Source organism: Leptospira terpstrae serovar Hualin str. LT 11-33 = ATCC 700639 (genome assembly GCF_000332495.1).
In the GTDB taxonomy this organism is placed as follows: Bacteria; Spirochaetota; Leptospiria; order Leptospirales; family Leptospiraceae; genus Leptospira_A; species Leptospira_A terpstrae.
In genome coordinates this window covers 1-21,558 of record NZ_AOGW02000012.1, presented here as the reverse complement: position 1 = coordinate 21,558, position 21,558 = coordinate 1, and the positions used below count along the sequence as shown (strand labels likewise).

The window sequence follows — 21,558 nt, the reverse complement described above, 5'->3', positions numbered from 1 at the left end:
CTGATATGCGTAATAGATGATGAAGGAGATGTTGGTGCTATGGAGTTTTGTTTTAGATTCTAATTTATCAACGGAACTTACTGTCTTTGTTTTGGAGAGTTTTAGTTATTCATCAAATACCATATTGAAGTTTTTCAGGTAAGCTTTCTGATTAGGTAATTTTCATTCATCTTTTTCTCCTTAATTCTTGCTTAAAGACACCAAAGATAGTCATTTTAACTAAAAAATGATACCTTTTCGGGTATAATTGTTCAATTTTGAATCAAGATAGTCCCGATCGGGTATATTTTGACTTTACTTTCTAAGATTTATACCCGATAAGGTATAGAAATGGCTCAAGGTGATTTATCTGATTTCGTTAAAGGGGAAAGAAAGAAGAATTCCTTAACCCAAGAGGACTTAGCGCGTATGACTGGCGTTGGTTTACGCTTTATCAGAGATTTAGAGCAAGGTAAGGCATCTTTACGCATGGACAAAGTAAATCAGGTTCTAGAAGCATTTGGTGCCAAATTAAGCCCAGTTCCTATACCGAAAGGGAATGTCGATGAATCGTAAAGGAAAGGTTTTCTTTCGGGAGATATTTGCTGGTGAGATTTTCGAAAGTGAGAATGGGTATGTTTTCCAATACGATGAAAGTTATCTAAACAATAATAATTATCCCCCAATCAGCTTCACTTTCCCAAAACAAAAAGAAGCATACATTTCAAAGACTCTATTTCCTTTTTTTGATGGTCTCATCCCTGAAGGATGGTTACTGAATCTCACACAAAATATTTGGAGACTTGATAGAAGGGATAGATTTGGAATTCTACTCACTGTTTGTGAAGATTGCATTGGAGCTGTCAGTGTAGTTGGAGAAACCAAATGAAATTTTGTTTACTATGTGCAAAGGAAAGTGAAAGAGACTTTCATCCTCAATGTAGTAAACTTTTGTTCGGGAAAAATCAGATACCTGAATTTGATATTGATCTGAAATCGATATTTGATTTGGCGAAGATCAACATTGAGTCAAGAATAAGTGTAGCTGGAGTTCAGTCAAAAGTATCACTTGATCTCGACGATTCTCAAAATAATCACTCAAGACTCACTATTGTTGGCATTAAGGGTGATTTTATTCTCAAACCTCCTTCAGATGATTTTGCACATTTACCTGAAAACGAACATCTTACGATGTTACTAGCTAAGGAATTTTCCTTTTCTGTGGCCATTTCATCTCTTATTAGATTGAAATCAGGAGAGTTAGCTTATATCACAAAAAGATTTGATCGGGAAAAGAACACGAAAGTTGCCCAGGAAGATTTTTGCCAATTAACAGAAAGACTGACAGAAGATAAATACAAAGGATCTTATGAGTCAATTGGTCGTTGGATCAAAAAAAATACTACATCACCTGGTATTGATGTAGTTCGCTTTTTTGAAATGATCGTTTTCTCTTTTCTAACTGGAAATTCCGACATGCACTTAAAGAACTTTTCGATTCAAACTGATTTAGAGGGTCGAATTAAATTGGCTCCTGCATATGATTTATTGGCTGTGAAGTTATTTTTTAAGGAAGATAACGAAGAACTTGCCCTGACCTTGAATGGTAAGAAAAATAAGATAGAATTAGAAGATTTTAGGGCTTTTGGGAGAACAATTGGTCTTTCAGATGCAGTTATAGATAGAACTCTCAAGAATATTGAGATGAAAGTTCCATTGCTCGTGGATACGATTAAAGAATACCCATTTTGGCAATCAGGGACTGAAGATTATGTGAAATTGGTGGAAGAGAGAGCGAAGAGGCTAGGTTGGTAGAAATTAAGAGGAATGAGTTTATTTCATTGTTTAGGAATTATTTAGAGTCATAAGATAATCAAATTTGAACGTATTGGTAAAGTTATAAAGGATTGTTTTGTAATTTCTTTGTATTTATTTTAATTCTTTTAGGCATTGCTTCGCCCAAGTGGGCTCAAATCAAAAAATTTAAGGATTGATTTCCGATAAGGCAGTCCGAATCGAAATTTTCTTTCCCTATGTATTTATTATATCCCTGAATTTCGAAATCGTATCAAATAAACTTAAAAAATTTATAAAAAAATCAAAAAAGTTCATATTAGAAGATATTCTCTTTAATGAATATAGAATTGGGCACCAAATGCCGGATAGGTTCCGAAATATTGTGAATTTTGGAACCTAAATTGTTTAGATATTCGGAAGTGAACACTGTCCACTATTATGGACACATGATTCAATATATTAAATTCAAATCAAATTCGCAATTTTCACTTTATAGTTCACCTTTTTGCATTGATAGGCTTTCGGATTGAGTCTCCACCACCATCTGGCCATCTTGAATTGGGAAGCATTGACATTATTGCCAATGTCCACATAAATGGACATTGGAGGGTTCGCGACAATGTTAATGAAAAATTTAAAAACACTCTTTTTAAAAACAGAAAGTAATCAAAGATTTTCCAACAAACTTAAGAATATTGAGAACGCGTATGGGACGATGATTGGTAAAGGACTTACTGATCAAACGATGCACTCTCTAGCAGAGCGTTTCTCTTCGCCAAAAACTGAAAAAGAGTATCGTGATAGGGTTATCTTTCTTCTCGCTTCTTCAACTGCTTTGAGAGCAAAGGAATTAGTTAGCTTACGGTTTTCAAGCATTATCGAATCTCCGGAAGGAGAGAAGATTGTCAGATATGTAAAGAAAGGTGGATCGGTGGGCTATGCGGTCATTTTAGAAGAAATACTGGAAGAAGTCAGAAAGTATCATGAAAGCTGTGATATTTGCTCAGATTACTTTATTTTAACTCTTTTGATGAAGAATAGAAAAGAGAGAATTCCTCTCTCTACACGTGGTTTACAGATGATAATTGGAAATTGGGATGTAAAGACTGCTGCAGGTAAGAAAATACATCCTCATTCCATCCGTCACACTGTTGGGCAGAAAATATTTGATCAATTTGGATCAATCGCAGCCCAAAAAATCTTAGGCCACACATCTCCTAATACGACTTCAAACTTTTACACTCGTCCTTATTTCAATCCAGGAAACTCTCTACTCTGGTATCAGCCAAAGCAAAGAGTCTAAACAGTTCTTCATAAATCAACTAAGCAGCACTAATAAGTTCACTTCTTAGCTTTTCTACTTTTTTCCTTATTTCTGGGTTTATCTCAATCGTTATACCTTTCTCAGAGCTTTGGATTGACTGATCTAACGCCTCATGAAGCTTCTTTGCAATTTTCAAAGAATTTTCACTAGAAGAAGCTTTTTGATCAACGAACTGAACTTTTGAGAGGCTTTTTCGAAAGAATGTTCTTGGATTTAATGTTTCAAAAAAATCTGAGTATTCCTTGAACATCTGACAGACTTTATTATCAAACTTCTGAAAATCAAAATAAACTTTCGTTGTTAATCTCGCATAATTATGACTGGAGAAATTTTTAAATTTTACTTCAAACATTGAGTGAAGTGCGAGTAGATACTGCTCTGGAATGTAAGTAATTACAACAAGATATGGATCACCGAAAAAAAATGAGTCATTCTGAATACGAAAAACCAGACGAGGTAAACATGGTATCGATTCTGAGAATTTAATTGAGTAATCCTCATAAAGATTTCTAAACAAAGACTTTTCTAACTCCAAAAAGGCTTTTCGAATTGAGTCTTCCATCACTTCATGTTGAGCTTGACTATCTGCATCCGAGCCTAATCGAAATACATTCAATACTTTCTTATAATTCTTGAAATTTGAATTACTAACTAGATTATCGAATTCCTTAATTGCGTCATTAAATTGGGTTGTAGTTTTCATTTAATTCTCCTTCTGAAATACTAAACTATTATATCCCTTCAAAATTTTTTTCTGAATCGGGATTGGAATCTTTAGCAACAATTTCAAAATTTTTAAAATTTAAACTTAAATTGGACCGAAATCCATGATTTTAGTGGAAATGCACTTTATTAAAAATGAAGTTCTGGTGTAACTAGAAGTCTAGTTTTAAGGAGCGAACTTTAAATTCATGAGGGGAGCTAATTAATCAGAAAATTCCCGAGTAATTGTCCAAAAAATAGGCAGATCAGGGATTTAATTTCTAATCGAATTTAAGGATTAAGGGAAGAATTTGGAGAAAATTGGGTTAAGTGTGATTCAAACTTTGAATCAAATAGACAAATGGATATTACCAAGACTAAATTAGGCTTAATTCGAAAACTTCAGAGTAAAATCAAAGAAGAAAGAAGCTCTCTGAGAGAAATCGAATCTATTACGGGAATATCCAAATCGCAAATTCACAAAATAATAACAAACGAAGACACAAATTGTTCCCTAGAACACATTTTATTACTTTGTGTTAAGCTCAACATTCCGTTTGAAATTAAAAATAACGAAAAATCCTAATCGAATTAACTAAATTCGACTGCAATGTTTTTTAATAGATTAGCAAACTATAAGCGCATTTGAACGATATGTTACTGAGTATCTAAATAGTCAGGAAAGATTCCCACCTCGTTTTTATATGAAATTGAATTTTACACATTGGAAATTTCTATTTCAACCAAAACCTAACCAATTTGAATTTAAAATAAGAACTTTTTGGGAAAGTAATCGCAATAATAGAATTGGATCTTGTTTTGATTAATTTTTTTCAAGTATGAGCTGAAAAGTATGCCTATGAAGGAGAGATAATGCGGTCGCAATGATTATAATGGGAAAATATAAAGAAAAATATGTGGGTATAGCTTCGCCCCATTAACTACAGAATAGTTAAATTTAATTATTTATATTTATTTGCTTACAGCTACTTTTTTGTAAGTAGGTAGTTTGAAATGTATCTTGATTTTAGAGACTGAAGGTCGATTCATAAAAATTTTAAAATTAATTATGAAAATAGCAAAATTAATACGTTAATTAATAATACTTAAAATTACTTTTAGTAGATAAATATTTACTATTCCCGCTTTGATTTTATAAATTTATATATATGAATATCGAATTTGCTTAAACGATATTGGTTGGAGAGGTTTCTCTGAATGAATTTTTAGGGACTGATTTGTAGCTTAAAAGAATCGCTGATGTTAAACAGGACGTTGACATTAAAGAATCAGACTTTTCGTAACTGTTTCATTAAGGAGAGGTCAATAACGTTATCATTTTCAATATTAGATTTGAAATTACTTTGCTTTAGGATTTCTAATTCTATCCCAGTTAGATCAGCAATATCTTCTAAATTAATAGGTAATTCTTTACTGATGTTTGATACAATTGAGATGTCTTTTTCTAAAAGTTTTTTTATTCCTGCTTTAATCAGAATCGGGTTTTCCATAGGAAGAAGATCATCAATTGGATCTCTTTTGGTATATCCTAAGTAATTAATTTTTCTAAAAAAATAGCTTTTTTGATTTTCATTAATAATATTTAGCTGGTATGCCCGCATTATCATTGCTTGCACTGATACGCCCCATTCCTTTTTCATACTCAAAAGATCATTTAGTCCAAAATTTGTCTTTAAGCTTTTAAGGAATGTTGATTTAGGAAGAAGAAAGGCACTTGCGAAATGATCTGCTTGTCTTTCAATAATATCTAATTGATCCTTTTCTTCAAGAATAGTTGATTTTAAATTTCGATGCAAAATTAAATGACCTAATTCGTGAGCACAATTGAATCTAATTCTAGCTGGAGAATCTTTTATTTGATCGAGTAGAATAAAGGGTCTTTCTTCTGAATTTATGTTAAGCCAAACTGAGAAAGCGTCAAGAGTATTCGTGATTGAGAAGTTCCCAAAAATAACTCCATGGAATTCAAGTATATTTATTAAATTCCCAATAGGATTACTTCCTATGCCAAAATGATTTCTCACTTCTAATGCTATATTTTCTATAAAATCGGCTGAATAATTGATAGTTTTGTTTTCTTTTAGTGCAAATAATTTATTTTTAGGAAATGCCAAATAATCATTTAGTATGGCAAAAATTTCAGCTAACCATGCAGTTCTACGCATTGCCATAATTCGATGTGATTTATTCGATGAAAGTAAACGACGGAAGAAAATTGGAGAGATGTGTATAATTTTATTTATGCTAGAAGTAAAAAAATAATTTACTGGGACTTTTAGTGCTAACGAAAGTTCATAAATCGTTGATGATTCAGGAATGCATTCCCCTTTTTCATATAAAGAAATGGAGTTTTTTGATTTTTTAATTTCTAAAGCTAGGGCTATTTGAGTATAGCCCCTAATTTCACGAATTTCTTTTAATTTACTAGGTAAAAAATTAGCTCTCCTCATTTGTTTTTACTTTTTTATTATCCCTTATTTGTAGGTAATCAAGAACATCTGGTGAATTCTCGGGTGCCAAACGTAGGTTACTATTTTCGGAATTGATATTTTGTATAGGAAAAATTTGATAAGACAATTTCTCGTCAAAACTATTATTGTATCTCGCAATTACTTTAATACTTTTTATTGATTTGCTTACTTGATCCTTATCGCAAATTAAAAGAAAAGGAATTTTATCATTATTAGATATAGGAGAACTTCCACCTGGAAACAAAGAATCTGAATCATCATAAATTGAATATATTTTCAAAACTGCTTTATTTTTCATTACGTAGGTATTATCTCTTAAGATTGGATAAAGTTTAAAGCTTTCTGTTTGTATTTCGCAGTAGTTGTAACCCTTAATTGATTTTCGGATCGGAACAATACCTATTGCCGGATATTTTTCAAGTGCGAGGTTATAAAAATAATCCCCAGCATCATGAGCTGACCAATTACAAATATTTATGCCAGCTTTTTCCTTAATTTCTTTTGTCTTAGAAAGTCGTTCCTGAAATAACTCGATTGTTAAATTGCAAAATGATAAATCAAATTCACTATGCATTTTGGATCGAATTTGAGCAATTGTTTCGTGATTCATATATAAAAACCTTCCTATTTTCGCATCTTTACAAATTTTACATAAAAATACATATTTTGTCAAGTGGATTATGTCAATTTTTCATAAAATTCATTTTTTTTGACTGTAAGACTAGAAGTTTACCGGCATTTGATATAACGAATGAGCTTTAACTATGCAAGTGAATCCGCATCCCTGAAAGGTACGTTAGAGACTGGAATGGCGAAAGCAAGGGAGTAACATAAGAGAAATGTGGCGTAGCGGAAGCGAAGTGAGTAACCTCTGTTATGCAAAGTTGTTTTCACAGAGGGAAGATTCTTTTTATAAATTGGCGTGCTACTAATTCTAACTCTTTGGTAGGATAATTCGTTCCCGGAAATAGAGATAAGTCATCTATATTAAATTCCTCAGATAGCTCTCTTCGAATATTTTGCCTGATTTCCTGAGTTTTGGGTATAATGTATTTTTTGATCACATTTCTTTTTATGTGGTTGAATCTACTGTTATATAAATTATGTGTAAAATCAAAATAACCATTCCCAGTGAAAATAAACAGTCCTTTTTGTTTGTCTATTCGTTCTGTCATACCTGGTTTTAGTAAATAATAATTTGCTTCTAATTCTCTATTTGTAAAGAAGCGTTGAGATTCAGTTAGTTTTTCATATATTCCACTCCAATCTTCATTTTCTTCAACAATATTTAAACAACTTTCTATATTTCTTAATGCATCTATATCTAAACAATAGACTGCCAAATCAGGAGCATTATTGTCCGATTTGCTAGCAAAATAGAGAGCAATATTTGGATCATGTGTCCAGTCCATTAATCGTGTTGGAGCACCGTGATGTTGCATTTTTGTTAGGATTTCCATCATTTTATCTAGAGGTGCAAATTGAAATTCCGTTGGTTGAATTTTTTCATGTTTCAAAATTTCCGAAAAAAGTTTATATTCTATAGCTTCAGAATGCTTCGAACGATCTATCTCTTTGGTATTAGTATTAAGAAATAATCTTTCATAAGTTGTTTCGAGTTTATAGCTTGAATTTGAAACACCTCGAAATACCTTTTTTTTAAAGTTACTATCGTGGTTTAGCTTAAATCTAAAATCGTTTATATCGGTACAATTAATTTCTATAATTTGTTGCATTTTGGTTCCTTATTATTAGTTAAAATAATTTCTCATACCGAAGCTCCTTGACCCTGAGTCCCAACGGGACTTTAAGGACTGGCTTGTAGCTAGAGAAAGCAAGGCGAATGCCAGGAGGACAATTTGCCGTAGCCAGAGCGAGACCTTGTGCTGAAGCGGTATGCCGTTATTAATCAACGTCCTAAATTTCTTCAAAATTTTTGATTTGATCACACCAAAATTTTACTATCGATAAGCAGATCAATAGAATTGCCTCGCTTTCCTCTTTACTGAAATGACCAAAACTAGGTGGGTGATGTGATTTATTGGAAATATTTTGAATTTCTTTAGTAATTTGGTCAAGCCAGTTTGTTGTTATAGCATTGATATTAACAAATGCCTTATAGTTTGATTTACTTTTAATTTTTGATTTGTTACTGACTCAAGAACGGATCGGCAATGTGAAACTACTTTGTCATAGTCACCGTTGATAAAATATTTTCTCGCTTCTCTTAGTTCTTTTATGCTTATGCTTAGAGTATCTAGTTTTGGATAATCTGCTAAAGGAAGTTCGAGTAAAGCTATTTTATGTAAAGTGCTTTTGTTGATGATATTTTCAATCCAGAATGATTGCGGAAATTTTATTATTAATGTAGTGCTTATTAATTGTGGATATGATTTTAGTAAGTCGATATTATTTTTATTTTGAATATTAACATACTCTTTTTGAATTAAGAAAAAATCAACTTTTAGTGCAAATTCTATGTCTTTATCACGCTTAGATTCAATTTCTTTAAGAATGTTGTTTTGAATTTTAAACTTAGATATAAAATTGATGTTATATTCTGAGCTAAAATCAAAATTGGCCAGCTTATGAAAAGATTCTATTTCCTGTTGATGGTAATTTAGATAAGCTTCATATCCATAGCAAACCAAAGGAGCAGCATTATTAATATCTAAAGTTAGTAAAAAGGAAATTCTGTTTTTGATCAGATATTGTTTCAATTCTAGTGGAATAAATATCTAATTTTACCTTGCCTAAAGTTCGAGCAATGTAATTTATTTGATTTTCTATCATATCTTTAGGAAGTCACAGACAAAGAGAGGGCGTAAGTCCCGAAGGGAAGGGGTAGTTGCTGTAATGCATAGATCGTATATATATAAAATTATATTACACCGCCAGCTTTTAATACTTGAATTAAACGCGCAAAATCTGTGGGTTCTAAAGTATTATTTGTTCTATTTAGAATAGAGTCAGCCATTTCTTTAACAGTTAAAATCTGAAACGTAACATCGATTCCATTTTCCTTGAAAATCTTCAAAAAAGAATCATTGTTTACGAAATGTTGGGCATTGCTCTGTCCTTCGAATTTTGTAATTGCTAATATATAATGTAACTTTTGAAATTCGCCAACTTCATTTTTTATACTTTTAATAAATGCAAGGTTCCATATATTATCAACAAGTTCCCGAAAATGTTTCCATATTGGTTTTCCACCAATTTCTTTATCTCGATTAGAAATAAGATTTTGAGAAAAATAGTCTGCGTTGAATCCTGACTGCCATGATTTACATGTAACCGATAAAATTGGAGCAGCTGGGTCAATTAGATTTTTGGCAAGGATATCAATATCGGATGGAACGCTGTGTTTTGAATTATTGTAACCAAGTATATCCGCAGTTGGCTTGAATTTTATATTTAGCTTCGCGAAAATGCCAGGTTGGGACACTAGCCAGTCGTATGTCATTTGTTCTAGAATATCTTCTTTCATATTGTTTTTACTTTTGCAAAATTACGCATAACGAACTAGTCTTCCCGAAGGCCGAGCGAGAGATAGTGCCGAAACGTAGCGGGAAGACGCTGTTTGTCGCAGTGGTGCATTAGACTAGAAATCATCTGGTATAAAAATAGCTGATTTTCCATTTATTGCATCAAGTAATTCTTTTTTAATTGGCTCAAAACATGTTTTATCTATTTCGTTAATTTGACTTTCGGAAGTAGGTCCTAAATTATAAGTCATTCCATTGCCAGCAATACTTGTATGTGTTATATCACCAAATACAATTCTTACTTTATTATCCTTGGCTGTAAAATCGAATGTAAAATCTATTTTCTGCTTTTCTGCTATGCCATAAGTCATGCCATTTAATTCTCTACAATTTAAACTTCCATTAGAAATTATTCGTCCCTTTTCCTTTTCTCTTAGCTGGACAGCTAAATTTGCATTACCAATTGATTTAATTAGCCAATTATTTGCTCTATCAAATGCTGAATTTTTATCTGCATTTGTATCGTAAACTGATGTGACAATTCTCTTTTCTCTGGGTAATGTTGCACAACTAAAGATAAATAAAAATATTATGTATTTAGATATTCTGTTCTTTGTTTTCATTTTTTCCTCTTAAGTTTTTTTATGAAGTTTAATAATTCCGATCTATTATTATAATAAGATTGATAGTATAAAGTTGATATTTCTATTTATAGATTTTTTTAATTTTCGCCATTACGACTGACGAACTAGCCTTACCGAATATCCCTGACCCTGATTCCCAACGGGATGGTAGGGACTGGCATGTAGCTTGCATAAGCAAGGCGAATGCCAGAAAGGGAATTTGCGGGAGGCCGAGCGAAGGCGACAGTCCCGAAGCGATGCGTCTCTGCCCCAGTTATACGCTGTAGCCTATTTATTTTTTATATATTTCGATGATTAAATCAAATAGCAGTTTTTCTATTTGAAGCGAATTTGTGGCTACCTGAGTTTTCCTAAGTAATAGATTATTATCGACTGGAGCAATCGAAGGATCGGTAAGTATTTCCCAAATATCCTTTAGCTTTTCCTTTACTTGATTTGCCTTTCCGTTATTTTGATCGCGTATGAAATCGTATTCTTCAGCAATTGAAATTATAGAATTTAATTTTGATCTAAGTATTTTTAATTCACAGTTGATGATCTTATCTTCTATTATGTTTTTCTCGATAATAAATTCAATTTTATTCCTTAGTAAATCTTTGAAATCGGTGAAATACTTTACTATTAGTTCCTTTTCACTTGTTTCATACTCATTCTGTTTGGTTAATATTCGTCCAACGTAAACTGCTATTAATAGAGTAACGATGAGCGACACAATATCGAAAGGATTCAATTCTATTGATATTTGATTTGCGATAGTGAAGCTAGTATATTTTTTTAATAGAATACACGTTAGAAATCCTAAAATAAATATAATGATATAGAAAATAATTTTAAGTGATCTACGCATTTTTAATATAACCTATGATGTCCTCAATAAGATATGGTTCTTCGTTTGAGATAAATGAGATGCGGCTTAGAATATCTTCTTTATCCCACTCTCTTGCTAATCCTCCGAATGCTTCCTCTAGCCAAGATGTTCCATACCCAATTGTTCCATCCAGGTCAATTAATAGTTTTTTATTATTATTTTTTGCCTCTCTATATTTGTCCGTTAGAACATTAATTCTGAACTCCTCGCCAGAGAACGGGCCTTCGTCAATGTGCCTAGTTCCTGGCGTTATAGAAAATTCTTTGATTTTTAGGACTACTTCGTTCATACTTCTCCAATCCAATCCATATTTTCGTTCTTTTTAGTAATTTCCCAATATACAAATGTGCCATGAAAATCATTGGAAAGTTTTTTATATCTTTTTTTTGGTACACCAGCAAAAACATCGTTACTAATGATATGGAGATTGCTAATTTGGTTTCGGTCGAATACTTGTTTAACGCCGGGTAATCCCTTTCCCCGGAAATGCTGTCCCGTAACTGTTAAATGTAGGTCTCCATTTAACAGTAGTTTGAGAATTTCATCATTTGATCCATATTTTAATCGATTTTTTATCTTTTCAGTCCAACCAAACCACTTATTATCTGATGGTTTTTGTTTTAAACTTTCAAAAATTCCAATTCCATAGTCAACAAAGACAAACGATACCTTTTTCTCATTAATATTGTGGTTCACAGATAGCCACCAATGTTGAGTTCCTTTTTGACTTAGATCTGCATGATTATTGGTGTTTTGCATTAGTTCTAGTAAAACTCTCTGAAGACCCTTACAAGTGCGAGGTTTTCCCCAGATAGTATTAGAAGCTTCTTTCATTACAGCAAAGCCCAATTCTGGATTCACTTTCTTATTGGCTCTTGTGAAAATTTGATTCTGGTTGCCTATTGAATATTCGACTCGGTTCCCAATCGGTTTGGTTAGATACTTTAGAAAACCAGAATTTATTAGAAGAGCCTTTAATTCCGGTTTTAATGGAAAATTACCATTGAATTCGATTCCTTTTGATTTGAATTTAAACATTACAGAAAGTAAAACAGTTACAGCTGAATAATCTAAATACTCAATATTTTGAAGGTTTACATATACCTTTTTACTTTTGTCATATTTTACTTTAAGAATATTTATAAATTCAATGGTTTCCTCTGTATATTTTAAGAGTGAAAAGTTTTTAGGTGCATTCAAAATTTCAAATTGTCTGTTTTGCTTTTTTAAACTTAGCTCTACATTTGATTTTCCTATTAATGATTTATTAAACTCTTTCCTTTTTCTATTATGAAGTAAGTTTCGCTTTTCTATTTTTTTAGAATGTTTTATTAGAAAATTTATATACTGTTTTGATTTAATATACTTTTTCATAAATTTTTTAGGCAATAGCGTATAACGAACTAGACTAATCGACGCTTGCTGACCTTGAGCCTCCGAAGGCGCTGTTAGCCGCCGTACTCGGCTCTGTAAGAAACCTTTGAATCATGAATAATATTTGGATCAAGACCATATTTTTTTCCAAATATATCTATCGCAGCTCTATTCATTTTCGCTCCGTGCGCAAGTATCAATTCTTTAATCAGATTCGCTGATCTTATTTTTTCATTATCAAGCTTGCAAATAATATAAGGAATCATTGTCTCGTTTTGGAATCGGAATTGAACTTCATTTGACTCTCTAACATCGATCGATTTTATGAATCGCAGTTCATTCTCATCTTGGAAATGTTCATTTTTAAAAAAAGAGCATAAATAAGTTGCCATTGCGATTGCAAGGCTACCGATTATACGAATTTCCTCTTTAGTCAAACCCTGATTCTTTTGAATATGATCCAAAGAGAGTTTGAATAATTTTTCAAATGCTTTGACTTGAGCACTATTATCATAGATTACCTGATACGGAACAAATGAAGCTGTAGGTTTTCCCTCCGCAAGGCCAATTTGTGAAATGTCAAAGCCAATTGACACACCTTGATTGGATCGTGCATACCGCGACCAATTTGCAAGGCTGTCTTGGTTTCTTGTTAATGAAAATGTAAAAATACGAAAATTTTTGCCCATATTATTTATTTCTTTTTCATACGAATTGGCAATATCTTTTGCAAAATCGGATAGGTTCATACTTGCCTTTACATCTACAAATACCTGTTTTGCTAAATTTAAGCCATGTCTGAACTCGGCTGTATCATTCTGAAATTCTATATCGGTGAACCATAATTCTCGTTTCTTTAGGATTTCATTAAGAGTAGATAGCTTCGTATAATGGTAGAAAGTCTGAGAATACGTATCATGACTCGGAACATATTCATTTTGAAATTGTTTAATTTTTTCTGTGTAGTTCATCGTTTATGGTTGTCAAGTATAGCGGCTAACGTATTTAGCTTGCCGAAGTGAAGCGTTTCCCCGAAGTTAGTCGCAGTGGTAATCAAAAAATTTTAATTTTTTCCGTACTATTGAAGTATTTTTGATATTGGTCAAAAGCAAAATTATCCATCATACCACTGATGTAATCAACTATCGATCGTTCCTTCGATTTTAGGTTTCTAAATTCGGGCGGCAGTAATTTTAAATCCTTATTCTTTGAAGAATCAGAATATAGCTCAAATAGACTTTTTATTATAACTTCGCCTTTTTTTTCGTAAATATAGACTTCATCAATATTCGAAATACATTTAAAAGTGATCTTTTTTAATCCTTCGGATAGTTTTTCGAATTTTTTAAAACCTAATTCTTTGGTATGTCCAGATCCTGTTTTTTCCTTATTTTTCGAACTTAGATTAATAAGACCAATATCATTTATTAGTGTATTTACGATTCGAGATGTTAGAGTTTTTCTAAAAATGAAATTATATTCTTCAGACGAGTCGTATTTTTTGGATTTGAAAGCAAATTCTTCTGTTTCTTTTACTATTTTTTCTAATTCAATATATGATTTTTGATCATTCCATTTTTTAAATTCATATAAAATTTCATCGATGGTAATTATTTTTTCCCGAAGAGCATCTTCTAAATCGTGGGCAGCATAAGCGATTTCATCAGATAAATCCATAATTTGAACATCGATTGTTCTAGGTCTAATATTAAGTTTTTTCAAGATTGTGCTGATCTGAGTAAAATCATCATTGTAAAGATATTTTTTTGGTCTTAATTTTTGATACTTATATCCTCGTTTATAATATTTTACTAATGATAATTGAGATCGCAGGGTTAAATCTAGTCCCGGAAATAGAGGATGTTTTTTCTCAAGTTTATTGATAATTCTTATTACTTGTGCGTTACCTTCAAATCCTCCATTGTTTTTCAGCAAAGAATTCAAAATTATTTCTCCATAATGTCCGAAGGGCGGATTCCCTGAGTCATGCATCAATGAAGCTAGTTCTAAAACATAAAGATCATCTTCAGAATAAAGATTAGGATCTATAGTATGTAAAGTTCTGCCTATTTCTCTTGCAATTGTCGCAACCTCTATACTGTGCGTTAATCGATTTCTATAAAACTTTGATACTTTTACACTGAGTAGTTGCATTTTTCCTTGTAATCTTCTGAAGGACGAGGAATAAATGCAGCGAGCGTAATCCCTTTGGAATTCGTTAATAGTTCTAATATCACGAGAAAAGTCTTCTTTAGTTTCATTGAAACGAAATGTCAGCTTTTTTACTTCGTTGTACGTTTTTGTAAGATAGTTAATATCACTTTTACTGAAATTGTTGATCATAATTATTCCTAAAATTTTTTGTATGACTTCAGGACATGGGTAACGGTTATGCGTCAAGAGAAGTGTAACACTTTTTAGTTATCTTTCTTGGTTTATGAACTTTGTATGAGTCAGGATCGGAAATGATCAAGAATAAATTTTGATCGATAAGACCTAGTTTATTAGAACCGAACCAAATGGAAACGGGGTCGTTTTCTTTTTTGATCCCCACATTAAATCCGTTAAATGGATTCCCGATCATGATGAGGTGTCCATTGTAATTGATGTAACCTCTGTCATTGACATGCCTTTGCTTGAACCCATAAGGATAAGAGATAAGTAAATCAGCATTTGGATCGAATAGTTTGTTAGACTTCACATAGACTTGTTCAGGAGTCTTCATTGCAAGTGCTTCATGAGGTCTGTTTCTGTTAAAATCGATTCTCCACTTGTCGAAGAGTTTCTGGAAGAGGGTGATGTTACCCACGATCTCATGTTGTAATTCGCGAGCCATGTCCCTATGCATACGCTCATGAGCCCCATTCTGGTAAGGTTTGCCAGATTGAATGCGATCGAGCTTGATTCCCCAAGAGAGAGCCACCAAAGCGACTGCATAGAAGCAAAAGGTGGTCCATTGTCAGAACGAATGACATCAGGTAAGCCGTAGATAGAAAATAGCCTAGTAAATTCCGCCTTAACGGAAGGAATATCACCTTTCTTGAGAGTCTTGATGGAGAGAGTGTATTTGGAGAAATCATCACAAACAGTTAGAGGATTAACTTTCTCTCTTTCTGGTGTGTACCACTAATCCTTGAAGTCAACAGTCCAAACATGGTTAGGTCTAGTAGCTTTCTCGGGCATAGAGACTCTTTGACCTGCGTTATAGTGGGTTTTCTTTTTGTCTTTTTGTCTTGTAGACCCGCTTTCTTAAGAATGCGCTCAATAGTAGATCTGTTAGGAGCTTTGTGATTAGGGAATTGTTTCTTGTAAAGTTCTAAAATTTTCTTAGCACCCCAGAACTTTCTATTGTTCTTAATCTTAATGATCTCAAGGATCGTTTCCTCTGCAATCTTATCCGGAGAGTTTTGGGATTTTCTACTTGTCCTGAAGTCCTTCTTTCCCTTCCCTCAGAAACCTTTCTTTCCATTTATATCCACAATTAGTGGAAATACCATACTGAGCACATAGCTGAGTAAAATTGACGCCGTTCTGGTACAAATCCAGAACAAATTGAAATCTTAAATCCACGGTATTAAACTCCTTCCAAGGCATCCCCAAAGCCCTCCTAAAAAGGTGATCTAAAGGGATTAGAAACTTGAAAGTGTTACCCATGCCCTGAGGCAAACATTCTGCTTATTGCACAAAACGAACTAGGCTAACCGACGTAGGCTGACCCTGAGTCCCGAAGCGCAGTGGTTATGCGATGGGCGATAATTGCATTTAAACCATCGATTTATTAAGTGAAGAATTGATAAATTCTAATTTGGATTTATTTGGAACGGATAATTTATCGGAAAAAATAAAGATTTCTCTTCCTTTGTATGATTTTGATGCATGATACTGTAACGAATAAAGAATTTTCTTTCGTTTGTTATAAAATTCTTTTATTTCTTTATGAAAATCATAGGATACTACCCATGGATGTTTTACTTTAGATTGGATTATTTTTGCAATTCTCGAGTGGTCGTTATGTAAATAATGATTCAAATATAGCGAATCTGCCTTCTGGTAGTATGGTGGGTCAAAATATATTAATGATTCTTTTGGCAACTTAGGAACATAGTTTGTAATATATTTCTCTGCATCCATATTTTTTAGCTTTATTGAATTTTTAAATAGTGCTATAGATTCGATTCTTCGAATTAAATCAAATCGATTGAATCTTGCATCCAATTTCCACACTCCGCTTTGAGTTAAACCACCTATAACTCCAGCGGAGAGAATTCCGGAACGATTGCAACGGTTTAAGTAAAACGTTGCAAAACCGAGGTCAAAAAGAGGATAGCTGTTTGGATTCCTGAGGATTTCTCTTTGTTTTTTCCATTCTTCTATATTTAGGGATGTTCGGGAAGTTTTTCTACAGAATTCCTCTGTATTGTTCAAAATTGAATACCAAAAGGCATATATTGGTAATGAAATATCATTTAGATGAATTTTTTTTACTTTTCTTGCGAGCAGTAACGCAATAGCGATACCGGCTCCGCCTGCGAATGGTTCAACATATTCTGTTATGTTCAAATCATTGAATGAAATTATTTCATCTATAAATTCAGTTATTTTTTGTTTGCCACCTGGATATCTTAAAGGAGTTCTACTCATATTTATTTGTTTAATTCTTCGAGCAATGGAAAGACATTTGTAAACGTTATGCTGATATCAGAAGGTGTGATAGAAAATTTGGGATTGTGGATTAACTGATTTAAGGAAGTTACTGATAGTATCCCGTCAGGCTTTGCTAGTTCAGTCATGGCACCGTGTAATTCTTTAGTTTTTGCTTTATCTGATTTATTATTCGTCAAATGATTTGTTATATCTCTTAATATGTCTACTAAGTTTCTATCTTGACCGTCAGCTTTTGTAGCTGCTGGGCCACTAGCTGCTTTATGATCAATACAATAAGCCTTGGCTGAAATTTCAAACATACTTCTTAATAAAAAACAAAAAGAATGGGGATGCTTTTCGAGGTTTAGATTTTTCAACTCTGTCAATAGAGTTACGACTTTTTCACGATATTTGCCTTTTGGATGAAACGACTTTAAAATTTTTGTTACATTTTTTGGATCTGTCAAGGAAAGCGTATCTGGCTTGGGTTTTTCAGGTGTTGGCGGTTTCGCTGGAATTGCTATTGGAGTTGAAGGGTTTGTGGGCTGTCCTGTAGTAGTTGTAGAAATGTTTGGTAAAATTATTCCGTATTTAATTCCAAAGAAGTCCTCTTCATTCCTTATTTGTTTAAATCCAAGTTGCTGAGTTCCTATATCGATTAATATCTTTTCGAGAATTGAGCGATTCTTCTTTGGATACGATTTTACTAATTCTGTAATGCTTTTATATCCCATAGGCGTATGCAGCTTACGTAATGCATCATTTAAAACAGTCAAATGATAATCCCCGCTCCAACTTTCTTTCTGATTTGGTGAAAGTTTTTTACAATTTGAGAGAAATGATTCGAGTAGGTTTAAACCAAGTTCATTTTCTTTTTTCACATCACGTGCATATCTTGCTCTGGCTACTGCTGTCCATTGGTCACGGCCAGCTTGTTCACCTTTTGAGTGTATCAAAGAAATTAATTTTTCTATTTGTTGGATTTCGGATTCTTGATAAATTGTGCACGGTAACACTTCGTTATTTTTTTTCCAGGCTTTTTGTAATTCTTTTATTCTAGTTTGAAGGTGGTCAGGTATCTCAATTTTTTTATATTTTGATAATATTATTTTAATCGCTGCAACTCTACGATTTCCTTCCTTGATAGTATACTTGCCAGATTTTTCTAAAACAATGATAGTTTCTGTTTTTATATAACCATCATCGAGTAGGCTTTCCAAGAGGGCCCAAAATTTATTAGGGCTAATTGAAATCATGGAATTTACGGCTTGTAGTTCAGTTTTTTGTGCAACTGTCCTAAAGTTGTGTAAGTCTAAATGCAATTTATCTACTGAAAGTTCTTTTAGTTTTGGCATTTTTAGTGCTCCTCTTTTTGTTAAAATTAAAAATGTTTATCGACTTCCGCATAACCAACTAGACTAACAGACGTATGCTGATCCTGAGTCCCGGTAACGGGACGTTATGGACTGACCACGAAACTTGCGAACGCAAGGGGAGTGCCAGAAGCCTATACGTCGCAGACCAAGCGAGGGCGAAGTCCCGAAGCGCGACGGTTTTCCCTTGTTACTTAGGTTGTATCTCATTTAGATAATTGATTGATTTGTTGTAACGAGCTTTTGCAGTGTCATCGTTTAGGGAAAAAGTATCCCAATTTATAATATTTGAGGATGCCGAGTTACATAATTCAATTGCTATTAAGGCATATGACCAATAGTGATGATCTTCTGATATTTTTTGATCCGCTTCAATTAATTTCATAAATTTATCCAATCTGTTGAAAGTATATGGATGAGTAGTTTCCTTGTATGTGATATTAAATGGAGTTAAGATGAATAATGAAAAAATTCCTGAAATTATTCCAAAAACGACTGTTTCTCTAATTGAATAGTTTGGAATTCTATTTATTATCGAAATTAATTCCGTGAAAGCAAAATTATCCGCTTCTATTTCGTCGGTAATAGTAGAAGGTTTTGACATATGATTTTCTTTAGCATGACCAATTTCATGATAGAGAATAAACTGAACTGCCCATATATATATTTTATTTGTTAAATCTATATATTCTTTGTCTTCTAGAGAGTGAATTTCTGGATTTGGTAAATCGGTAGGCCAGTCACTGTATTTTGTTATCAAACTTTTTGAATACCTGGCGACTTCCATTGCTCTGTCCCATATTCGATTATCGACTGGTTTGTTGTTATCTACATGTTTTATAATTTCTGAATAAGTTGTTGTTGTTGCGTAGCAAAGTCCCCAGAGATACGATAGAAAAGTTTCTCTTATATAAATTGCCTTAGTTTGATTTATATATGGAAGCATAAAAAAATGATTATAATTTTTAATTGAATTTAGAGAACACTTTTCGTTTCGATATTGAATTATTTTATTTATCTGATATTCAGATAGAAATTTTTGGAATCCTACTTTCTTCGGATCTGAAAATGATTCTATTATGAAAAATAGAACTCTAACAGGTTGTTCACCCTGCTGAACATTAGGATCTGTATAATTATTTATTTTATTCATATTGAATTTGAAAACTGCCGCATAACTGTTTGTATCTGTAGTTCCATTTTCACCGCCTTTAAGGATGCTCTCTAGATATTAATTTAAAAAATTGCGTCCTAAGTGAGCATTAATGAAAGGTATTTTATTCATCGAAAGATAAATGATAACATTGTTTAAAAAACCTTTACTTTTGAAGCATTATTTTGATTTGGAATACTATCCATTATGAAGCAATATGCTTCTTCCGATAATATAGATTATTTCACTAAACACCCGATATAGTATTGAGTGTACTCGTACATCCTTTACAGTTTTCAGAACAACAATCATTCTTCATTGACCGAACAGACACAGCTTCGCCCCATGAGTCACATTGTAAAACAAAACAGATGTTCAATTATCTCACACAAGATTCAACTTAATTTTTAATATTATATCTATATTTTGTTTTAATGTATTGTTATATCAGAACAAACCTAAAAAACCAAGCCGGAAGAGCCTAGTTTATAAATATCTGCGGGAATCAAATTTATTACATTAATTTGAAAAAAAAATTAGATTAATGAATATTTTTTAAACTTTGAGGGAGTTTTATAGCATAATTAATCCATAAAACCGTGTTTCGAGATGGCACCTTTATAAGCCAATATGCAGTGAGCAGCTTCCCAGAATGTATATTATGTCGCATAACACGGAATAGGTGATTGAGTGTACTCGTACATCCTTTACAGTTTTGTCTCAATACATACTTTACATAAAGATGCATTAAAATCCTGATTCAGACGGTAATGAGGATTGCATTGGATTTTTAAAATGCAACAACTTTCCCGTATACAAATCGATCACACCAAGGCTAACTCCATAAAAATGAATCTTTACATGCCTGTCCGAGATTTCCTCTAAACCAACTTCTTCATCTGCTAACGCGGAAGATAGAAAGATCCGATGGCCTTCAATATGAAGATTCCCTATGTCATTGATTTCTCCAATCATGATGTTTGTTGGATAAGAAGCTTTTACAATCCGTTTTGGGAGCTTCCTTTTCGACTTTTGGTAATGGTTAGCAGGAAAAGAATTTTGAATTCCTTCATGTGGTCTTAGGTAATTGAATTCTTTCTGAAAATCTCGAAATGCTTTTTGTTGTGTCTCTAAACTGGACCTTGGAGGCAAAGCTGTTTCTTCCTTTAAGGTTTTATGCATTCTTTCATGCCTACCATTTTGTTGTGGTTTCCCTGGTTCAATCCTCTCCAACTTGATTCCCAGTTTGATCCACCAAACAGAAAGTTTACTAAGTCCTGCAAGTGCATTCGAAGCAAATGGTGTTCCATTATCAGTGCGGATGGCAAGTGGCATCCCATAGAGTTTAAATAACTTCATAAATTCATTGATTACATTGGTTGTATCTGCCTTAGGAACAATCTCACAACAGAGTAAAAACCGGCTATAGGCATCTGTGACAGTAAAAGGAGTGCATCTTTTTCCATCCCCAACGGTGAAATGACCTTTAAAATCAGCGCACCAAATATCATTGGGGCCGAGTGCATTGGAGAATGGTTGTTCGCTGCATTGCTTACGGATCCTTCTTTTTGGTGGATTAATGAGGTTATTTTGTTTGAGAATACGACCTACTGTACTTGGATGTGGCCATTTTTGAATCATATGAAACCGAGCCGAAAGTGATGCTAGGAGTTTTCTTGCTCCCCACCTGGGATGGTCTTTTCTCTCTTGTAAGATCAGTTTC

Annotated in this window: 23 protein-coding genes; 5 read left to right on the top strand and 18 right to left on the bottom strand. The window is 33.0% G+C overall.

The features are described 5' to 3' along the window. Positions 1 to 330 precede the first annotated feature (330 nt). The 4 genes from LEP1GSC203_RS14315 to LEP1GSC203_RS14295 all read left to right on the top strand — a co-directional run bounded on the left by LEP1GSC203_RS14315 (position 331) and on the right by LEP1GSC203_RS14295 (position 3,079). Positions 331 to 555: a helix-turn-helix transcriptional regulator gene (locus LEP1GSC203_RS14315; protein ID WP_002974798.1), complete on the top strand. Its 225-nt coding sequence runs from the start codon at positions 331 to 333 to the stop codon at positions 553 to 555. After that, on the top strand, positions 545 to 868 hold the full coding sequence (locus LEP1GSC203_RS14310; protein WP_002974772.1) for a HipA N-terminal domain-containing protein: 324 nt from the start codon (positions 545 to 547) through the stop codon (positions 866 to 868). The genes LEP1GSC203_RS14315 and LEP1GSC203_RS14310 overlap by 11 nt, the downstream gene beginning before the upstream one ends. Continuing rightward, on the top strand, positions 865 to 1,794 hold the full coding sequence (locus LEP1GSC203_RS14305; protein WP_002974769.1) for a HipA domain-containing protein: 930 nt from the start codon (positions 865 to 867) through the stop codon (positions 1,792 to 1,794). Before LEP1GSC203_RS14310 ends, LEP1GSC203_RS14305 begins: the two co-directional genes overlap by 4 nt. A 601-nt stretch (positions 1,795 to 2,395) precedes the next feature. Further along, the gene (locus tag LEP1GSC203_RS14295) at positions 2,396 to 3,079 is read left to right on the top strand and encodes a site-specific integrase (RefSeq protein WP_002974788.1); all 684 of its coding nucleotides are present in this window, start codon (positions 2,396 to 2,398) and stop codon (positions 3,077 to 3,079) included. A 19-nt stretch (positions 3,080 to 3,098) separates the two neighbouring features. Here the strand turns inward: LEP1GSC203_RS14295 and LEP1GSC203_RS14290 are convergent, their stop codons facing one another. Continuing rightward, positions 3,099 to 3,803 carry a hypothetical protein gene (locus LEP1GSC203_RS14290; protein ID WP_002974803.1) on the bottom strand — a complete coding sequence of 235 codons (705 nt, stop codon included), beginning with the start codon at positions 3,801 to 3,803 and terminating at the stop codon, positions 3,099 to 3,101. A gap of 360 nt (positions 3,804 to 4,163) precedes the next feature. On the opposite strand from LEP1GSC203_RS14290, the gene LEP1GSC203_RS20150 reads away from it, so the two are divergent. Further along, complete coding sequence (locus LEP1GSC203_RS20150) at positions 4,164 to 4,388, top strand: helix-turn-helix domain-containing protein (RefSeq protein ID WP_039938096.1); 225 nt, start codon at positions 4,164 to 4,166, stop codon at positions 4,386 to 4,388. Positions 4,389 to 5,091: 703 nt separating this feature from the next. Here LEP1GSC203_RS20150 and LEP1GSC203_RS14280 read toward each other — a convergent pair. From LEP1GSC203_RS14280 to LEP1GSC203_RS14200, 17 genes are all read right to left on the bottom strand, one after another. Continuing rightward, the gene (locus LEP1GSC203_RS14280) at positions 5,092 to 6,273 is read right to left on the bottom strand and encodes a helix-turn-helix domain-containing protein (RefSeq protein ID WP_002974771.1); all 1,182 of its coding nucleotides are present in this window, start codon (positions 6,271 to 6,273) and stop codon (positions 5,092 to 5,094) included. Further along, the gene (locus LEP1GSC203_RS14275; protein WP_002974806.1) at positions 6,260 to 6,904 is read right to left on the bottom strand and encodes a hypothetical protein; all 645 of its coding nucleotides are present in this window, start codon (positions 6,902 to 6,904) and stop codon (positions 6,260 to 6,262) included. The genes LEP1GSC203_RS14280 and LEP1GSC203_RS14275 overlap by 14 nt, the downstream gene beginning before the upstream one ends. Before the next feature lie 280 nt (positions 6,905 to 7,184). After that, positions 7,185 to 8,030 carry an FRG domain-containing protein gene (locus LEP1GSC203_RS14270; RefSeq protein WP_002974793.1) on the bottom strand — a complete coding sequence of 282 codons (846 nt, stop codon included), beginning with the start codon at positions 8,028 to 8,030 and terminating at the stop codon, positions 7,185 to 7,187. Positions 8,031 to 8,384: 354 nt separating this feature from the next. Continuing rightward, complete coding sequence (locus LEP1GSC203_RS14265) at positions 8,385 to 9,014, bottom strand: hypothetical protein (protein ID WP_002974791.1); 630 nt, start codon at positions 9,012 to 9,014, stop codon at positions 8,385 to 8,387. A gap of 161 nt (positions 9,015 to 9,175) precedes the next feature. Further along, complete coding sequence (locus tag LEP1GSC203_RS14260) at positions 9,176 to 9,781, bottom strand: hypothetical protein (RefSeq protein WP_002974765.1); 606 nt, start codon at positions 9,779 to 9,781, stop codon at positions 9,176 to 9,178. Positions 9,782 to 9,895: 114 nt separating this feature from the next. Beyond that, the gene (locus LEP1GSC203_RS14255; protein ID WP_039938094.1) at positions 9,896 to 10,402 is read right to left on the bottom strand and encodes a DUF4468 domain-containing protein; all 507 of its coding nucleotides are present in this window, start codon (positions 10,400 to 10,402) and stop codon (positions 9,896 to 9,898) included. Between the two features lie 292 nt (positions 10,403 to 10,694). Beyond that, entirely contained in the window at positions 10,695 to 11,270 is a 576-nt protein-coding gene (locus LEP1GSC203_RS14250) for a hypothetical protein (RefSeq protein ID WP_002974776.1), read from the bottom strand. After that, positions 11,263 to 11,580 (bottom strand): STAS-like domain-containing protein, encoded by a 318-nt coding sequence (locus LEP1GSC203_RS14245; protein ID WP_002974762.1) that lies wholly within the window; start codon positions 11,578 to 11,580, stop codon positions 11,263 to 11,265. The genes LEP1GSC203_RS14250 and LEP1GSC203_RS14245 overlap by 8 nt, the downstream gene beginning before the upstream one ends. Beyond that, on the bottom strand, positions 11,577 to 12,665 hold the full coding sequence (locus tag LEP1GSC203_RS14240; protein WP_002974802.1) for an STAS domain-containing protein: 1,089 nt from the start codon (positions 12,663 to 12,665) through the stop codon (positions 11,577 to 11,579). Before LEP1GSC203_RS14240 ends, LEP1GSC203_RS14245 begins: the two co-directional genes overlap by 4 nt. A 74-nt stretch (positions 12,666 to 12,739) precedes the next feature. After that, complete coding sequence (locus tag LEP1GSC203_RS14235) at positions 12,740 to 13,636, bottom strand: DUF2971 domain-containing protein (protein WP_002974767.1); 897 nt, start codon at positions 13,634 to 13,636, stop codon at positions 12,740 to 12,742. A gap of 82 nt (positions 13,637 to 13,718) precedes the next feature. Further along, positions 13,719 to 15,008: a deoxyguanosinetriphosphate triphosphohydrolase family protein gene (locus LEP1GSC203_RS14230; protein ID WP_051064175.1), complete on the bottom strand. Its 1,290-nt coding sequence runs from the start codon at positions 15,006 to 15,008 to the stop codon at positions 13,719 to 13,721. A 46-nt stretch (positions 15,009 to 15,054) separates the two neighbouring features. Beyond that, positions 15,055 to 15,513 (bottom strand): integrase core domain-containing protein, encoded by a 459-nt coding sequence (locus LEP1GSC203_RS14225; RefSeq protein ID WP_002974785.1) that lies wholly within the window; start codon positions 15,511 to 15,513, stop codon positions 15,055 to 15,057. Between the two features lie 569 nt (positions 15,514 to 16,082). Further along, the gene (locus tag LEP1GSC203_RS20015) at positions 16,083 to 16,259 is read right to left on the bottom strand and encodes a helix-turn-helix domain-containing protein (protein WP_002974807.1); all 177 of its coding nucleotides are present in this window, start codon (positions 16,257 to 16,259) and stop codon (positions 16,083 to 16,085) included. Positions 16,260 to 16,427: 168 nt separating this feature from the next. Next, a complete protein-coding gene (locus LEP1GSC203_RS14215) occupies positions 16,428 to 17,306 on the bottom strand; it encodes a DNA adenine methylase (protein ID WP_002974774.1) in 879 nt (292 codons plus the stop codon). A gap of 2 nt (positions 17,307 to 17,308) precedes the next feature. Further along, positions 17,309 to 18,664, bottom strand: a complete 1,356-nt coding sequence (locus LEP1GSC203_RS14210) for a hypothetical protein (protein ID WP_002974797.1) — start codon at positions 18,662 to 18,664, stop codon at positions 17,309 to 17,311. Positions 18,665 to 18,872: 208 nt separating this feature from the next. Then, on the bottom strand, positions 18,873 to 19,835 hold the full coding sequence (locus tag LEP1GSC203_RS14205) for a phage exclusion protein Lit family protein (protein WP_002974792.1): 963 nt from the start codon (positions 19,833 to 19,835) through the stop codon (positions 18,873 to 18,875). Between the two features lie 747 nt (positions 19,836 to 20,582). Next, on the bottom strand, positions 20,583 to 21,558 hold a 976-nt coding region (locus LEP1GSC203_RS14200; RefSeq protein ID WP_002974800.1), incomplete at its 5' end, for an integrase core domain-containing protein.

Excerpts from the sequence above, each read along its gene's own strand:
- LEP1GSC203_RS14315 (WP_002974798.1), top strand. The coding sequence starts at position 331 with ATGGCTCAAGGTGATTTATCTGATTTCGTTAAAGGGGAAAGAAAGAAG.
- LEP1GSC203_RS14310 (WP_002974772.1), top strand. The coding sequence starts at position 545 with ATGAATCGTAAAGGAAAGGTTTTCTTTCGGGAGATATTTGCTGGTGAG.
- LEP1GSC203_RS14305 (WP_002974769.1), top strand. The coding sequence starts at position 865 with ATGAAATTTTGTTTACTATGTGCAAAGGAAAGTGAAAGAGACTTTCAT.
- LEP1GSC203_RS14295 (WP_002974788.1), top strand. The coding sequence starts at position 2,396 with ATGTTAATGAAAAATTTAAAAACACTCTTTTTAAAAACAGAAAGTAAT.
- LEP1GSC203_RS14290 (WP_002974803.1), bottom strand. The coding sequence starts at position 3,803 with ATGAAAACTACAACCCAATTTAATGACGCAATTAAGGAATTCGATAAT.
- LEP1GSC203_RS20150 (WP_039938096.1), top strand. The coding sequence starts at position 4,164 with ATGGATATTACCAAGACTAAATTAGGCTTAATTCGAAAACTTCAGAGT.
- LEP1GSC203_RS14280 (WP_002974771.1), bottom strand. The coding sequence starts at position 6,273 with ATGAGGAGAGCTAATTTTTTACCTAGTAAATTAAAAGAAATTCGTGAA.
- LEP1GSC203_RS14275 (WP_002974806.1), bottom strand. The coding sequence starts at position 6,904 with ATGAATCACGAAACAATTGCTCAAATTCGATCCAAAATGCATAGTGAA.
- LEP1GSC203_RS14270 (WP_002974793.1), bottom strand. The coding sequence starts at position 8,030 with ATGCAACAAATTATAGAAATTAATTGTACCGATATAAACGATTTTAGA.
- LEP1GSC203_RS14260 (WP_002974765.1), bottom strand. The coding sequence starts at position 9,781 with ATGAAAGAAGATATTCTAGAACAAATGACATACGACTGGCTAGTGTCC.
- LEP1GSC203_RS14255 (WP_039938094.1), bottom strand. The coding sequence starts at position 10,402 with ATGAAAACAAAGAACAGAATATCTAAATACATAATATTTTTATTTATC.
- LEP1GSC203_RS14250 (WP_002974776.1), bottom strand. The coding sequence starts at position 11,270 with ATGCGTAGATCACTTAAAATTATTTTCTATATCATTATATTTATTTTA.
- LEP1GSC203_RS14245 (WP_002974762.1), bottom strand. The coding sequence starts at position 11,580 with ATGAACGAAGTAGTCCTAAAAATCAAAGAATTTTCTATAACGCCAGGA.
- LEP1GSC203_RS14240 (WP_002974802.1), bottom strand. The coding sequence starts at position 12,665 with ATGAAAAAGTATATTAAATCAAAACAGTATATAAATTTTCTAATAAAA.
- LEP1GSC203_RS14235 (WP_002974767.1), bottom strand. The coding sequence starts at position 13,636 with ATGAACTACACAGAAAAAATTAAACAATTTCAAAATGAATATGTTCCG.
- LEP1GSC203_RS14230 (WP_051064175.1), bottom strand. The coding sequence starts at position 15,008 with ATGATCAACAATTTCAGTAAAAGTGATATTAACTATCTTACAAAAACG.
- LEP1GSC203_RS14225 (WP_002974785.1), bottom strand. The coding sequence starts at position 15,513 with ATGCATAGGGACATGGCTCGCGAATTACAACATGAGATCGTGGGTAAC.
- LEP1GSC203_RS20015 (WP_002974807.1), bottom strand. The coding sequence starts at position 16,259 with ATGCCTTGGAAGGAGTTTAATACCGTGGATTTAAGATTTCAATTTGTT.
- LEP1GSC203_RS14215 (WP_002974774.1), bottom strand. The coding sequence starts at position 17,306 with ATGAGTAGAACTCCTTTAAGATATCCAGGTGGCAAACAAAAAATAACT.
- LEP1GSC203_RS14210 (WP_002974797.1), bottom strand. The coding sequence starts at position 18,664 with ATGCCAAAACTAAAAGAACTTTCAGTAGATAAATTGCATTTAGACTTA.
- LEP1GSC203_RS14205 (WP_002974792.1), bottom strand. The coding sequence starts at position 19,835 with ATGAATAAAATAAATAATTATACAGATCCTAATGTTCAGCAGGGTGAA.